The organism is Bacillus sp. SCT118 (assembly GCF_058566435.1).
The window spans coordinates 3,477,668-3,491,687 of the sequence record NZ_CP191225.1 but is presented as its reverse complement, the minus strand read 5'-3'; the positions used below and the strand labels follow the sequence as shown (position 1 = coordinate 3,491,687).

The 14,020-nt window shown below is 40.4% G+C and carries 15 protein-coding genes; 9 read left to right on the top strand and 6 right to left on the bottom strand.

Annotated elements, in window-relative coordinates:
• Positions 1 to 105: 105 nt before the first annotated feature.
• The 3 genes from ACQVGT_RS17920 to ACQVGT_RS17910 all read left to right on the top strand — a co-directional run bounded on the left by ACQVGT_RS17920 (position 106) and on the right by ACQVGT_RS17910 (position 2,874).
• The gene (locus ACQVGT_RS17920; RefSeq protein WP_015482844.1) at positions 106 to 1,386 is read left to right on the top strand and encodes an MFS transporter; all 1,281 of its coding nucleotides are present in this window, start codon (positions 106 to 108) and stop codon (positions 1,384 to 1,386) included.
• Positions 1,387 to 1,608: 222 nt separating this feature from the next.
• Positions 1,609 to 1,983: a YdeH family membrane protein gene (locus tag ACQVGT_RS17915; protein WP_015482845.1), complete on the top strand. Its 375-nt coding sequence runs from the start codon at positions 1,609 to 1,611 to the stop codon at positions 1,981 to 1,983.
• A gap of 297 nt (positions 1,984 to 2,280) precedes the next feature.
• On the top strand, positions 2,281 to 2,874 hold the full coding sequence (locus ACQVGT_RS17910) for a YdeI/OmpD-associated family protein (protein ID WP_015382851.1): 594 nt from the start codon (positions 2,281 to 2,283) through the stop codon (positions 2,872 to 2,874).
• Positions 2,875 to 3,248: 374 nt separating this feature from the next.
• Here the strand turns inward: ACQVGT_RS17910 and ACQVGT_RS17905 are convergent, their stop codons facing one another.
• A complete protein-coding gene (locus ACQVGT_RS17905) occupies positions 3,249 to 3,908 on the bottom strand; it encodes a YdeJ family lipoprotein (protein ID WP_015482846.1) in 660 nt (219 codons plus the stop codon).
• Positions 3,909 to 4,353: 445 nt separating this feature from the next.
• A complete protein-coding gene (locus ACQVGT_RS17900; RefSeq protein ID WP_015382853.1) occupies positions 4,354 to 5,217 on the bottom strand; it encodes a DMT family transporter in 864 nt (287 codons plus the stop codon).
• Positions 5,218 to 5,371: 154 nt separating this feature from the next.
• Between ACQVGT_RS17900 and pdxR the strand changes: the two genes are divergently transcribed.
• On the top strand, positions 5,372 to 6,763 hold the full coding sequence (gene pdxR / locus ACQVGT_RS17895; RefSeq protein ID WP_015382854.1) for a MocR-like pyridoxine biosynthesis transcription factor PdxR: 1,392 nt from the start codon (positions 5,372 to 5,374) through the stop codon (positions 6,761 to 6,763).
• Positions 6,764 to 6,957: 194 nt separating this feature from the next.
• On the top strand, positions 6,958 to 7,383 hold the full coding sequence (locus ACQVGT_RS17890) for a MaoC family dehydratase (RefSeq protein WP_003234221.1): 426 nt from the start codon (positions 6,958 to 6,960) through the stop codon (positions 7,381 to 7,383).
• A gap of 52 nt (positions 7,384 to 7,435) precedes the next feature.
• On the opposite strand, the gene ACQVGT_RS17885 is transcribed toward ACQVGT_RS17890, so the two are convergent.
• A complete protein-coding gene (locus ACQVGT_RS17885) occupies positions 7,436 to 8,008 on the bottom strand; it encodes an alpha/beta hydrolase (RefSeq protein WP_015382856.1) in 573 nt (190 codons plus the stop codon).
• Between the two features lie 81 nt (positions 8,009 to 8,089).
• On the bottom strand, positions 8,090 to 8,419 hold the full coding sequence (locus ACQVGT_RS17880; RefSeq protein ID WP_015482847.1) for a winged helix-turn-helix transcriptional regulator: 330 nt from the start codon (positions 8,417 to 8,419) through the stop codon (positions 8,090 to 8,092).
• Between the two features lie 254 nt (positions 8,420 to 8,673).
• Between ACQVGT_RS17880 and ACQVGT_RS17875 the strand changes: the two genes are divergently transcribed.
• On the top strand, positions 8,674 to 9,546 hold the full coding sequence (locus tag ACQVGT_RS17875) for a YitT family protein (protein WP_015482848.1): 873 nt from the start codon (positions 8,674 to 8,676) through the stop codon (positions 9,544 to 9,546).
• A 148-nt stretch (positions 9,547 to 9,694) separates the two neighbouring features.
• On the opposite strand, the gene ACQVGT_RS17870 is transcribed toward ACQVGT_RS17875, so the two are convergent.
• On the bottom strand, positions 9,695 to 10,081 hold the full coding sequence (locus ACQVGT_RS17870) for a winged helix-turn-helix transcriptional regulator (RefSeq protein WP_003242640.1): 387 nt from the start codon (positions 10,079 to 10,081) through the stop codon (positions 9,695 to 9,697).
• Between the two features lie 110 nt (positions 10,082 to 10,191).
• Between ACQVGT_RS17870 and ACQVGT_RS17865 the strand changes: the two genes are divergently transcribed.
• Positions 10,192 to 10,785, top strand: coding sequence for an NAD(P)H-dependent oxidoreductase (locus ACQVGT_RS17865; RefSeq protein WP_015482849.1), 594 nt, complete (start codon positions 10,192 to 10,194; stop codon positions 10,783 to 10,785).
• Positions 10,786 to 10,928: 143 nt separating this feature from the next.
• Here ACQVGT_RS17865 and ACQVGT_RS17860 read toward each other — a convergent pair whose 3' ends face one another.
• Complete coding sequence (locus tag ACQVGT_RS17860) at positions 10,929 to 12,116, bottom strand: MFS transporter (protein WP_015382859.1); 1,188 nt, start codon at positions 12,114 to 12,116, stop codon at positions 10,929 to 10,931.
• Between the two features lie 206 nt (positions 12,117 to 12,322).
• Here ACQVGT_RS17860 and ACQVGT_RS17855 point away from each other — a divergent pair, with 206 nt between their 5' ends.
• Together ACQVGT_RS17855 and aseR are read left to right on the top strand one after the other, a co-directional pair.
• Positions 12,323 to 12,919 carry a TetR/AcrR family transcriptional regulator gene (locus ACQVGT_RS17855; protein ID WP_015715300.1) on the top strand — a complete coding sequence of 199 codons (597 nt, stop codon included), beginning with the start codon at positions 12,323 to 12,325 and terminating at the stop codon, positions 12,917 to 12,919.
• Positions 12,920 to 13,680: 761 nt separating this feature from the next.
• A complete protein-coding gene (aseR, locus tag ACQVGT_RS17850) occupies positions 13,681 to 14,016 on the top strand; it encodes a metal-responsive transcriptional regulator AseR (protein ID WP_015482851.1) in 336 nt (111 codons plus the stop codon).
• Positions 14,017 to 14,020 lie beyond the last annotated feature (4 nt).

The following is a 14,020-nucleotide window of genomic DNA, read 5'->3' as shown; positions in this document are numbered from 1 at the left end:
TTTGCCATACAATTATGAAATTGTATGGCTTTTTTTGTGTGTTATGATGATCCACATCTAGATGGAGGTTTATATCATTAGGCTTTACGAAAGGCAGGTCAGAGTATGTTAAATACAACAGACGTTCAAACAGCTTTATTAAAAAGCTACATCAGTTCACCAGAAAAACAAAAATCGTTATACAAGCGTACATTGTTCGTTGTGAGTATCTCACAAATTTTTGGCGGTGCGGGGCTGGCGGCAGGAGTGACTGTCGGTGCGCTTATTGCACAGCAAATGCTTGGCACTGATGCGTTTGCTGGTTTGCCTTCTGCTTTATTTACTTTAGGGTCAGCAGGATCTGCATTAATTGTAGGAAGACTTTCTCAACGTTATGGCCGTCGAACAGGTCTTTCAGCTGGCTTTATGATTGGCGGACTTGGAGCAATAGGCGTTATTATGGCAGCAATCATAAATAGTATTTTCTTGTTATTTATTTCATTGCTTATTTACGGTGCAGGTACAGCCACTAATTTACAGGCCCGTTATGCAGGTACAGACTTAGCAAATCATAAACAGCGAGCGACTGCTGTTAGTATTACAATGGTTTTTACTACATTTGGCGCAGTGGCAGGTCCAAGCTTAGTGAATGTGATGGGGGATTTCGCTCTTTCTATTGGAGTTCCATCACTTGCTGGCCCTTTCATTTTAGCCGCCGCAGCATATATTTTAGCAGGTGTGGTCCTTTTCATTATGCTTCGTCCAGATCCATTAGTTATAGCAAGAACAATAGAAGCGGCAAATGAAGAGCCTGGTGATAAAGGACATTTGGCGGCAACTGAGCATACAGAAAACAAAAAAGGGATAATCGTTGGGGCAACGGTTATGGTTCTTACCCAAATCGTAATGGTAGCTATTATGACAATGACACCGATTCATATGAGACATCATGGGCATGACTTGGGTGCAGTCGGTCTTGTTATTGGTTTTCATATAGGTGCTATGTATCTCCCTTCACTGGTTACAGGTGTTCTTGTAGATAGGTTGGGACGTACCGCAATGGCTATTTCCTCTGGAACAACGTTGCTTTTGGCAGGTGTAATAGGAGCATTTGCACCGGGAGATTCTATGGTTCTTCTCGTCATTGCTCTTTCTTTACTCGGATTAGGGTGGAATTTTGGTTTGATAAGCGGGACTGCCCTTATTGTAGATTCAACTGATACTGCCACGCGAGCTAAAACGCAGGGGACGGTGGATGTTCTGATTGCGTTGTCAGGAGCTGCTGGCGGGGCATTATCTGGAATGATTGTGGCAGGTTCAAGTTACCTAGCATTATCATTTACTGGAGGGATTATGTCCTTATTACTCATTCCAGTGGTGGTATGGTCTAGGGCCGATAAAGGGTAGGATTGTTTAATTTACATTAATTTGTTATATTGTTAGATAAAGTTATTTTATCGTCTAATATTCTAACGAACTATAGTTGCTCCATTAAATCTATTATAAAGATTTGACCAGAATTCCTCATAGCTGTGTCACTCACTGCATATTCTTTAATTGAATCACATAAAATGGTTATCGGATTTGAAAAAGGCAGGATTACTCGCTTTAGGTAAAGGAGTCATAACGTTGTTAAAAAGGTTTTCTCTTGTTTTTGTCACACTAATGATGTCTATCGTTGTTGTTTTAGCGGCCGCTAAAGAGTCGCCTGGAGATTATGTCATCTCATTTGATGAACCTATTATCTTGATGATCTCAATTGGAATCGTTGTATTTTTATTTATCCCTCCATTAGTCATGTCCTTTTTTGGCAATTTGGTTGTAAGAATAATATCTGGTGTATACCAATGTTTTATCGTTTTTACTTTTCTGGGGCTCATTCCAATTGGATTTCTTATTCCCAATGGCTTTTTGACATTTCTAGTTTCTATTGCAGGAACTTTAGTCAGTATAGCTAGTGTTGCTGTAACCTTATGCATTGGCAAGAATAAAAAAGATATATAATAATCGAATTGTTATTTTTTCAGATTGTCAGTGAAATAATTATACAAGAAGAGAAGGCTTATGGGCCTTCTCTTTTTATGTTATGGACATGGATATAGCCCATGATATTTTTTGTTGTTGCATCATCCCCACTTTAAGCTTAATCTATTGAATAATAAGAGAAGGAACCTATAGAAGAATAAAATAAATACCGAGATGTCAAAAATAAAACTGGACTTCATTATTGTCAATTCACGTAAATGTATGAGGAACCATTAAGCCTTAATTAAAAAAGCTTGGAAAGAGGGGAATTCCTTCATGACAAACAGCAGAACGAATCCGAAGGTTGATGAATTTTTAAGTAAAGCGAAAAAGTGGAAGGAAGAATTTGAGAAGTTGAGAACCATCATTCTTGACTGTGAGCTGACTGAAGATTTTAAGTGGATGCATCCTTGTTACACATATCATAATAAAAATATTGTTTTAATACATGGGTTTAAAGAATATTGTGCGCTTCTGTTCCACAAAGGCGCCCTATTACAGGATACCGATGGAATTCTCATTCAACAAACGGAGAATGTACAGGCGGCGCGCCAGGTTCGGTTTACAAATGTTCAGGAAATAAATGAGCTAGAAAACATTTTGAAAGCCTATATTCACGAAGCCATTGAAGTTGAAAAAGCCGGTTTGAAAGTGGAAGTTAACAAAAATATTGAATTGAACATTCCTGAAGAACTTCAAAATAAATTCGATGAAATCCCTGCCTTGAAAACTGCTTTTGAAGCATTGACCCCGGGACGGCAAAGAGCATACACTCTTTATTTTTCTCAAGCCAAACAATCCAAAACCCGAGAATCGAGAGTCGAAAAATATGTGCAAAAAATTCTCGATGGAAAGGGATTAAAGGATTAGGCACGCCAAGGTTCAGGCTAAAGGAATAGCATCATAGCGTAATAAGATACTTTCTATAGAAGAAAAAACAAGCATAGTAAGATGCTTGTTTTTTCTTAGGACAACATTCACTTACTGCTGAAATGCTTTTTTTGATTAACATTGTATGCCACTAGACAGTGCTATAAAATATTAATGCAACACCTAGAAATCATACCCATCCAATGAAATAGCTAAATGGTATGGCTCATCACATTTAGAATGCCTAGGAGAACTAATAGAACCGGAAGATTTTTCAGCAAGTTACTACACTTCAAACTTTGTTTTTATATTAATATATCTTATTTCCCTATTAACCATTGTTTACTAGTCAGGTGCAGACAAACGAATACTGATTAATGAATCATCATAATATCAATGAGCCGCTTGATTTTTTCATTGTCACCTGTATCAACATACACTGTTTTTCTATTTTTTATGATATTCTCAGTCACTTCCCTCATGACGCCTTTTTCTACATCATCAGCGGAATCCCAGCGTAAAGGCACATTATATACATGAATCGTGCCATCCCCATTGCCATGATAAGTGACTGATCCATCCACTAAACGAGAACCAGCTAACTGGGTTACATCTTCTGGATAGCTGGCACTTGTATCATCATTAGGATTAATTGGCTCGCCAGCCGAAATATGTCGAACATTTAATTCATCTATCTCTTGATTAGGTCCAAGTTGAAGCCAAACCCTGGCATATTCAATTTTTTCCGAAGAGTATGCTGCAAATACATTGTCTTCTTTGCTTTTCTCTTCTGCTGAAGAGGTCTCATTTGCAGCTTTTGTTGCGGATTCTTCTGATTCTGTTATTGGCTCCGCTTCATCCTTGTGTATTTTGGTGCTGTCTTCAGTCTCAGTGTGTTTTTCGTCAGATTGTACAGCAGAAGCTTGATTTGAAGGTTGTTGTGCTTCTTCATCCTTACTGTCCGTACATCCAGCAAGCAAAATCATAAGCAGCAGGACCGTATTGCAATAACATATCTTTCTGCATTTCTTCATTCTTTCATTCCTCTCTATTAATTCAGGTCAGCTTCATATATAAGTTTATGTATCTAAATATTACCATGGAATAGATAGGATGATATTGAAAACTGTTTAAGTAGAGGAAACGATCTTGAATAGTATCGTGAAAACTTAAGAATTCTTAAGAAGTTTTGCCCCTTTTTCTTCAGGTTTTGAATGTAAAGTGGGATATAAATGCAAACAAAAACGAGATGCCTTATCCGCCTCGTGTCATGGCAGAAAAAGTGGGGGATTTACTAGAGCGGATTTTATAATGGCGGCAGGTAAATGGGTGTTGCGAATGTTAGGAATAAGAAGGTGACTTATTTGTCTAAGCGGGAGATTCAAGTCTCCTCGATCGCATACAAAATACCAAGGGTTGCTGGCCATTGGTATTTTTATACCTTCATGCATTTTTGAAGTTTATGCTTAAAGGTCTGCCTTACTTTGCAAATCGCCGAGCTGCTGCAACGCACATGATAACGGCGATATTCACTGCTACGAGTGCCCAGCCCACTTTCTCGTGCAGAATCACTGAGGCAAGCAGCAGCCCAAAAAAAGGCTGGAGAAGCTGGAGCTGCCCAACCGCCGCAATTCCGCCTTGGGCAAGACCGCGATACCAGAACACAAAGCCGATCAGCATGCTGAATAAGGATACATATGCAAGACTGAGCAGTGCGGGAACGCCGATGTCCGACCATGAGTCCGGCGTAAAAAAGAACGACAATGGCAGCATAAGAGGAAGCGACAGAACGAGTGCCCATGAGATTACCTGCCAATTCCCCAGACGCCGTGAAAGCCTTGCCCCTTCTGCATAACCGAGACCGCATACGACAATAGAAGCCAGCATGTACGCGTCGCCAAGCGGGGATGAACCTCCCCCCTGAATGAGGGCAAAACCTGCTACTAACAAGCTGCCAACGGTTGAGAAAATCCAGAAGACGGGGCGAGGGCGTTCACCCCCGCGCAGTACGCCGAAGACTGCCGTTGCAAGCGGAAGAAGTCCAATAAAGACAATGGCGTGTGCGGATGTGACATGCTGAAGCGCTAAAGCTGTCAGCAACGGGAAACCAATCACTACGCCAAACGCTACCACTAATAATGAAATGAGGTCTCTTTTGGCAGGATGCTGCTGCCGGAAGATGAGAAGGAGACCTCCCGCCAGTACACCAGCTATCGCAGCGCGGCATACGGTGAGGAACAGCGGATCGAAGTCCGACACAGCCAAACGGGTCGCAGGCAGCGAGCCGCTGAAAATGAGTACGCCTATAAAACCATTTATCCAGCCATTTGTTCGTTTGTTCATTACAATCACTCCACATATCTTTCTTGTTCATTGTCTGTATTTTCTTAACAAAACCATTAGCTAAGGATTACAATGACTATAAACTGGAATTGGCCTTTTATAAACAGCCAGTTTTCATAAAAAAATGCATACCAGTTAGGAGAACAACACGCAAATGGATATCACGCCTTTTTTGAATAGAAATCTGGATATTCCGCTTTATCAGCAGCTTTACCGATATTTTAAAGAAAACATGCATCGGGGCCGTATTCAAAAAGGAATGAAGCTTCCTTCAAAAAGACTCCTGGCGAATCAGCTTTCCATCAGCCAAACGACTGTAGAACGTGCCTATGAACAGCTCGCTGCTGAGGGCTATATTGTGAGCAAGCCAAGAAGCGGGTGGTTTGCTGATTATCATGATTCTGATTTTGCCTATGATAGAATGCCAAGCACAACACCCATTCAACAAGAAGCAGAAGAAAATAAACAATGGATTGATTTTCATTATGGGAATGTAGATTCTTCTTACTTCCCTTTTTCCGCATGGCGAAAAAGCATGGTCAATAGCTTAGACCAATATGGACACGAGCTTTATCGGCCGGGACATGTTTTAGGAGAGTTTGCGCTGAGAACACTCATTGCAGAGTACCTGTATCAATCTCGGGGTGTTCATTGCGGCCCTGAACAAGTGATTATAGGTGCTGGGAACCCTATTCTGCTGCAAATCTTGTGCCAAGTTTTTGAGCCGAATATTTCTATAGGGTATGAGGATCCTGGTTATCCAAGAGCACGCAAAATTTTTGAAGCCAATCGCATGAATATTGTTCCGATACCAGTCGATGAGGAAGGAATCTGTATACAGAAGATCAAAGAACAGCAGCCAAACCTTGTATATGTCACACCTTCCCATCAATTTACGCTGGGAACCATAATGACAATAAACAGAAGAATTCAGCTGCTCAAATGGGCGGCCGAAAATCAATCCTTTATCATAGAGGATGATTATGACGGCGAATTTAGGTACACAGGACAGCCGGTTCCTTCTCTGCAAGGGCTTGATCAGCATAACCGTGTCATTTATATGGGCACTTTTTCTAAGTCTCTATTGCCCTCGCTGCGTATCAGCTATATGATTCTTCCTTCACCTCTTTTAAAAAAGGGGCATGAAATCACGTCCTTATATAAGCAAACAGTGTCCTGCCACAGTCAGCTAACCCTAGCTGAATTTATAAAAAATGGAGAGTGGCAAAAACACATCAACAGAATGAGAAAACTTTACCGCAAAAAAAGAGCCATTGTATTAGAGGCAGTGCAAAGGGAATTAGGAGAGCATGTCAGAATTCGCGGAGAAAACTCTGGGCTTCGTATCTTACTTGACGTTTATTTGCCATTTGGTGAAAAAGAGTTAATTGAGAAGGCGAAAAAACATGGAGTAAAAATTTATCCTGTTTCTCTTTCTTATCAAAATCATCCTCCTACAAAAACGGTCTCGCTCGGGTTTGCAGGGGTTTCTGAATCCGACATAAGAGAAGGCATAAAAAAACTGAAGGCTGCCTGGAAGATATGAGGGAGCTTTCAGTTTAGCAAAACGGCCAAGTGACGGAACTAAGTGTTGAGAGCTGTTCAATATTTTTTAAGTATATGATGAGTGCCAGCAGTCCAGCCCACGATATGTCTGTTTAGCGAAAAACAGAATTTTTTATTTGCTCATCACAGTGCTAAAATAAACAAAATAGACAATTGAAAAACAGAGGTGTAAGAATGAAGTTAGATGAGTTTACAATTGGCCAGGTCTTCAAAACGAAATCATTAAAAGTATCAAAAGATGATATTATGCGGTTTGCGGGTGAATTTGACCCTCAGTATATGCATGTAGATGAAGAAAAAGCGAGTAAAGGCAGATTTAATGGAATTATCGCTTCCGGCATACAAACACTGGCCATATCTTTTAAACTTTGGATTGAAGAAGGTTTCTATGGAGACGATATTATAGCCGGAACAGAGATGAATCATATGACATTCATAAAACCCGTATATCCGGATGATGAATTGTTTACAATTGTTGAGGTTCTTGATAAGCAGCCAAAGAGAAATGAATTGGGAATACTCACTGTATTGCTATCTACTTATAATCAAAAAGAAGTAAAAGTGTTTGAAGGTGAGTTATCCGTATTGATCAAACGATAACTCAGAAAGCCCGCTTTTCGCGGGCTCGATTGAAGCAGATGGGTGAAAGATGTTAGCGAGTTTCCTTTGAAAAATAAGAGGTTAAAACATTATAAACAATAGGCAAAGAAGTAAATCCCTCATCTTCTAGAAAATGACCTCCGTGCTGAACTTCATATAACGCAGCGTCAATTTGTTGTGCCAGCTCCTTGCTCCATGAAAATGGAACAATTTGGTCGTTCTTAGAAGCAATGACAGCACGGTGCTTCGCGGACTCGATGATTTTTTGATGATCAAACGATCCCTGTGTAAATTCATCTAACATCTGTAAAGTGGGCAATGATTTGGCAAAGCCGGAAACAAGTATGATTCCGCCAAGCTGTTTTCGTAATTGAATATGTTCCAAAAATCTCAAAATGGCGGGGCACCCTAAGCTGTGAGCAACCAAATACGTATTTTCATGTAAAGTATGTTGATAAAAAGAGAGTGTCTCCAGCCAATCCTCAAGTCTTGGCTGGAGCGGATTAGGCATGTTTAAAATGTCTGCTTTGACCCCATCTGCGAGCAGACGTTTTTTCAGCCAAGGGAACCAATGATTTGTTGAGGAGGCTCTGTAGCCATGAATGATATAGACCTGTTTTTTCATTTTTTCTCCAAACGAAGTATTTTCATTCAGTATAAAATTCCTCTCATTGGGAAACAAGTACGCACTTTTTTGTAAGTAGCTTTACATATGAGGCATTCCTTGTGCCATTCCCCACTTACACATTTCATCTATGAGGGGGTACAAAGATCGCCCTCTGTCAGATAACGAATACTCTACTTTCAGTGGGGTTTGAGAAACCTCAGTCCGATGAATAAGGCCGTCAGTTTGCAATTCCTTAAGCTGTGCGCTTAACATTTTATGGGTAATGGAGGGCATAGCCCTTTTCAGCTCGCCGTATCTCATCGTTTTTTCACACCCTAACTCATAGAGAATTCTCATTTTCCATTTGCCCCCTATAAGAGACAAGGTGTATTCAAATGGGGCTTGTTTACTGCGGCACAAGCTATTCACTGTAATCAAACCTCCTTTTTTAAGTATCATATCAGAATAAATCAGGATTTTCGGTGTTGAAGTTTGAGGGCGATTCACGATCTAAACTGAAAGGGGCCGCTTGCTCAACAGGCGGCACGGTACATGAATGTTCTAAGCCAAAGAGGGTTACCTTACTGATAATTACTTTATTTAAAAAAACGCATGTTTTTAGCTGAAAATATCTATTATGGTATATTTAAATATAACGAAATATTTGAGAAATGAGGAATGGTATGAATACACCCAAAAAACATAAGAAATTTAAAGCGAAAATGATTTTCCAAATCATCATGGTTATCATTGGAGGAATCATAGCGGCGTATGGACTAGAAACAGTGCTCATTCCAAACAGTGTATCTGATGGAGGGGTAACAGGTCTTAGCATCGTTAGTTCACAGCTATTCAACTTGCCGCTGGGGATTTTGATTGCTGTGATCAACATTCCATTTGTCTGGTTAGGATATAAGCAAATTGGCAAAAGCTTTGCGTTATTATCCATTATCGGAATCGTATCACTCGCCGCAGGTACAAGCTTTTTCCACCACACCCCGGCTATCTTAGAGGGAGATACCCTGTTAATTACCGTTGTTGGCGGGATTATCATTGGTTTCGGAATGGGGTTAGCGCTGCGTAATGGAGGCGCATTAGATGGAATTGATATGCTTGCTGTGCTGTTATCCCGAAAACTGCCGTTTGGTACGAGCGATCTTATTTTATTCTTAAACCTTTTTGTGTTTATTTTTGTTTCCATAGTATTTGGTTTTCAAGGGGCATTGCTTTCAGTCATTGCTTACTACATTGCATCCAAAGTCATTCATGTCGTTGAGGAAGGCTTAAGCGGTTCTAAAACGTTTCAAATTATTACTGCCGAACCTGAATTAATGGTAGAGACCATACGTGATCAATTAGGCCGAAGCGCCACATATAAAGAAGCTTACGGGGGTTTTTCCCACGAGAAATTTAAAGAAATCACATGTGTCATCAACCGTTTAGAAGAAACCAAACTAAAGGAAATTATTAATGATATTGATAAATCCGCCTTTGTCACCGTATATGACGTAGCTGAAGTGAAGGGCAGCAATTTTAGAAATCTTAATCATCATTAAAAAATAGAATGACCTTTTTAACGGTAACTGACATGCCGCCGGTAAATGTAATCAAAAACACTTTTTGAGGGCTTGTGGGTGTCAGCGGTGAAGGTCTGAATCACAGAAATACCAAGGGCGTCAAAACCCTTGGTATTTTTTCTGGTTATTAGATTTTATCTTCAGCTTTACGTGCTGCTTCGAGCTTATCAATCCTGTCTTTATATTTTTCTCCCCAGTCCTTCATGTGCAGGATAACAGGTTCTAATGTTCTTCCAAACTCAGTTAAAGAGTATTCGACTTTTGGAGGGACCTGTTTATAAACCTCGCGGTGAATCACGCCATCCCGTTCCAATTCTCTTAATTGTAGCGTGAGCATACGCTGGGTAATTTTTGGGTATAGTTTTCGAAACTCATTAAACCTCTTTTTACCGTCAATGAGATGATAAAGAAGAATGCCTTTCCACTTACCTCCGATGATATCTAATGTTGTCTCCACCGGACATCCTTCAAAGTCATCAGAAGAATAATCAATGCCGAGTTTACGATTTCTCAAGCTGTTCACTCCTAATAGTATACTTTTTGATACTATATACATTCAATGTGCGTACTTTTTGTATTTTAATATACATCATATAATGATGTCACATCAAAGGAATGAAAGGAATGGATCATATGAAAACACTCGTACTCGTTGTACATCCGAATATAGAATCCTCTCGTATCAATAAAAAGTGGAAAGAAGCCGTTTTAAGTGAACCAGATGTAACTGTCCATGATCTTTATGAAAAATATCGCGATCAACCAATTGATGTGGAATTTGAACAACAGCAGCTCCTCGCCCATGACCGTATCGTTTTTCAGTTTCCGTTATACTGGTACAGCAGCCCACCGCTTTTAAAACAGTGGTTTGATGAAGTGTTTACGTTTGGCTGGGCTCATGGTCCCGGCGGAAATAAATTGAAGGGGAAAGAGTGGGTAACTGCCATGTCCATCGGTTCACCTGAACACTCTTATCAAGCCGGCGGATATAACTTGTTTTCGATAAGCGAGCTGACAAAACCGTTCCAAGCATCTGCCCATTTAGTAGGCATGACCTATCTGCCTTCCTTTGCCGAATATCGCACCAATACAATCAGTGACCAAGAAATTGCCGAAAGTGCGAATCGGTATGTAAAGCATATTACAAATATAGAATTAAACCCGAAGGTTCGCCTGCAAAGATATTTGAAACAGCTGGAGGGTGTCGATTTAACATAAAGATTGATTTTGGAAAATCCTGTACTCACCAAGCAGGACTTTTTCTTGTTCAGCAGAGGGATTTTAACATATAGCGAAAAAAGAAGAAGCCACCAAAAATAAGCTATTTGCTTGGTCCTGACTGCTTATTTTTGGTGAATGCTTTATTTCTCTGTGATGAAATAAAGCAAAGCGATGACCGGAAAAGCGATTCCAATCCATAATGCTGTACCCCATCCGCCTGAGGCATATGCCCATCCTCCAATTGATGACCCTATCGCACCGCCTAGAAAGAAGATTGCCATGAATAATCCGTTTAATCGACTGCGAATTTCAGGCGCCAACGAAAAAATGGCACGTTGACTGAGCACAAGGTTTGCAGATACACCCATATCTAACAGAATAGCTGCTGCCACTAGAACTGTTATACCGACGGGGGAGCTGCTCTGAATCATGAGCGGCAGTAATAAAGAGACAACGACAACACCGAGAGCTATTCCAGTGGCAAGCCTGGTTAAGCCTCGATCAGCCAGCCGGCCGCCTATTGGTGCAGCGACTGCACCCGCAATGCCCACCAATGCGTAGAGTGCTATTGCCTTCTGAGAAAAATGAAAACCAGGACCGGACAATAATAAAGGAACGGTAGTCCAGAACAAGCTGAAAGCTCCAAATACAAACGCATGATAGATGGCACGGCGGCGTAAGACTGGAGTCGTGCGCAGCAGCTTCCACATTGAACCGAGTAAGGCAGTATAGTTTGTATTTGCTGTTGGTTTTCTGGCAGGAAGCACTTTTGATAATACGATGGCCAGGATAACACTTACCACGGCGGACAAAGCGAATATTGCATTCCACCCCCAGATATCAGCGACTAGACTAGATATCGGACGGGAAAGCATAATACCGAGTAATAAGCCGCTCATGACATTGCCGACAACCCGGCCGCGTGCAGCGTCTGATGCAAGGTATGATGCAAATGGAACAAGCACTTGGGCTGCGATTGACCCCAATCCGACGAAAAACGCAGCTGCTAAAAACAGTGTTCCATGCTTCACAAATGCTGTTAGTGTCAAAGCCGCTGCGCTTAGAAGAAGCGATACAACAATAAGTTTTTTGTTTTCGATAATATCTCCTAAAGGGACAAGAAATAGTAAGCCGGCAACGTATCCGATTTGGGTGAGTGTAACAATCAATCCAGCACTGCTTGGAGAAAGTCCAATTGCATTACTAATTAATCCGACCAAGGGTTGTGCATAGTAAAGATTAGCAACAATGATACCGCATGCAGTTGCGAGAAGAAGGGTTAAACTGGGTGAAATCCTCTGACCTGCTTGTTTGTTACTATTAGCCATAAGAATGAACTCCTTTTTAAGTGTTTTTTTGGGTGTAATGATGACTTCTCAACACAAGTGATTTTATAAACTGAACGTTCAGTTTTGTTGATTAATGAAAATAATATACTAAACGTTCAGTTTTGTAAATGGATTTCTGTTTTCTTTTTTATTCAGGTTAAGTATACTGAACGTATAGTTTTGTATTTCGGGAAGGAATGATTCATGTGCAGAGTAAACGAGGGCGGCCGCGTGATGAAGGAACGCATAAGGCGATTCTCTCTGCAGCCTATGACCTATTGCTGGAAAAAGGCTTTGATGCGGTGACAGTCGATAAAATTGCAGAGCGTGCGAAAGTGAGTAAAGCAACGATTTATAAATGGTGGTCTAACAAAGCTGCCGTTATCATGGACAGCTTTCTTTCGACCGCGACGGACAGGCTGCCTGTGCCTGATACAGGGTCGTCAGTACAAGATATAGTAACCCACGCCACGAATTTAGCTAGGTTTTTGACAAGCAGGGAAGGAACCGTTATTAAGGAATTAATAGGTGCAGGGCAGTTGGATGAAAAATTGGCAGAAGAATATCGCACACGATTTTTCCAGCCTCGCCGCCTCCAAGCGAAAGGCCTTCTAGAAAAGGGAATTCAGAAAGGTGAATTGAGAGAGAATCTTGATATTGAAGTAAGCATAGATCTCATTTACGGACCAATTTTCTACCGTCTGCTTATAACAGGGGATGAGGTGAATGATTCCTATGTGCATGATTTGGTGATGAATGCGTTTAAGGGAGTTCAAGCTACCTCTGCTACAGAGAGTATGTAGCTGATAAGAACTGCAAAAGCTACGGATTATATGGCAAATTGGTTCCATCGTACAGTGAAATATAAGATTTTTGTTGCTGAGCGGAATCATCGAGGGAACTCTTATCGGATGTCGAAAAAGAAGTCATTCAATCGTGAATACATAACATCATATTATTACATTCCTTTTCATCGATTGGAACAAGGGTTCTATACTTCAATGGAATATCGCAAAGTTGGAGTATTTAAAGAACAGGGGAAAATCGATGGCCATTATGTAGGTGTCATGGCAATGGAAAAAATACTTGCAATGTAAACAGGCCTCTAAAGAGACCTGTTTTTTAATATCCAAAAGATTGTCTATTTTCATCTTGGGCTCTATGACCACTCCCATAACTGAAATAGTCTAATATTTATACCAGACTGGATTATGATTGAAAACACCCGGAATCCCATAATAAACTTGATTAAAATAGAAACGCATTCTTTAAAAATGGAGCAGCTTCGACAATGGATAAAGGCAAATAAGGCAGAGTTCTCATAAAGAGATTGATATTCATTGAATCAAAAATATTTGATATTCCAAATATAAGGGATTGTTTATATAAATAAAAGTTTATATAATGACGGGGGCGCTAAGGAAACGCGGGGAGCGACTCAGGTTTTCGTTTCGAAGTTTTGATTCTTAAGAGCGCTACATATGGAAACGTAAAGGGGAATGTATAATCATTTGGCGTGTATATAACGATTTGCTTATATATTGATTTGGGAAGGAGGAGCCATATGACGATTGATGTTGCGGCGATGACTCGCTGTTTAAAAACACTTAGTGATCAAACTAGGCTTATAATGATGAGATTATTTCTTGAAAAAGAATATTGTGTCTGTCAATTGGTTGATATGTTCGAAATGAGCCAGCCCGCCATAAGCCAGCATTTGCGGAAATTAAAAAACGCAGGTTTTGTGAATGAGGACAGAAGAGGCCAATGGCGTTATTATTCAATAAATGGTTCCTGTCCTGAGTTTGATACATTGCAATTGATCTTACATCAAATCGATCAGGAGGATGAATTGTTAAACCATATCAAACAAAAGAAAACTCAAGCGTGTTGCCAGTAAGGAG

Bases quoted from the DNA above. Each gene is read 5' to 3' on its own strand.
- ACQVGT_RS17910 (WP_015382851.1), top strand. From the start codon at position 2,281: ATGACAAACAGCAGAACGAATCCGAAGGTTGATGAATTTTTAAGTAAA.
- ACQVGT_RS17900 (WP_015382853.1), bottom strand. From the start codon at position 5,217: ATGAACAAACGAACAAATGGCTGGATAAATGGTTTTATAGGCGTACTC.
- ACQVGT_RS17885 (WP_015382856.1), bottom strand. From the start codon at position 8,008: ATGAAAAAACAGGTCTATATCATTCATGGCTACAGAGCCTCCTCAACA.
- aseR (WP_015482851.1), top strand. From the start codon at position 13,681: ATGACGATTGATGTTGCGGCGATGACTCGCTGTTTAAAAACACTTAGT.
- ACQVGT_RS17905 (WP_015482846.1), bottom strand. From the start codon at position 3,908: ATGAAGAAATGCAGAAAGATATGTTATTGCAATACGGTCCTGCTGCTT.
- ACQVGT_RS17860 (WP_015382859.1), bottom strand. From the start codon at position 12,116: ATGGCTAATAGTAACAAACAAGCAGGTCAGAGGATTTCACCCAGTTTA.
- pdxR (WP_015382854.1), top strand. From the start codon at position 5,372: ATGGATATCACGCCTTTTTTGAATAGAAATCTGGATATTCCGCTTTAT.
- ACQVGT_RS17875 (WP_015482848.1), top strand. From the start codon at position 8,674: ATGAATACACCCAAAAAACATAAGAAATTTAAAGCGAAAATGATTTTC.
- ACQVGT_RS17890 (WP_003234221.1), top strand. From the start codon at position 6,958: ATGAAGTTAGATGAGTTTACAATTGGCCAGGTCTTCAAAACGAAATCA.
- ACQVGT_RS17865 (WP_015482849.1), top strand. From the start codon at position 10,192: ATGGATCATATGAAAACACTCGTACTCGTTGTACATCCGAATATAGAA.
- ACQVGT_RS17920 (WP_015482844.1), top strand. From the start codon at position 106: ATGTTAAATACAACAGACGTTCAAACAGCTTTATTAAAAAGCTACATC.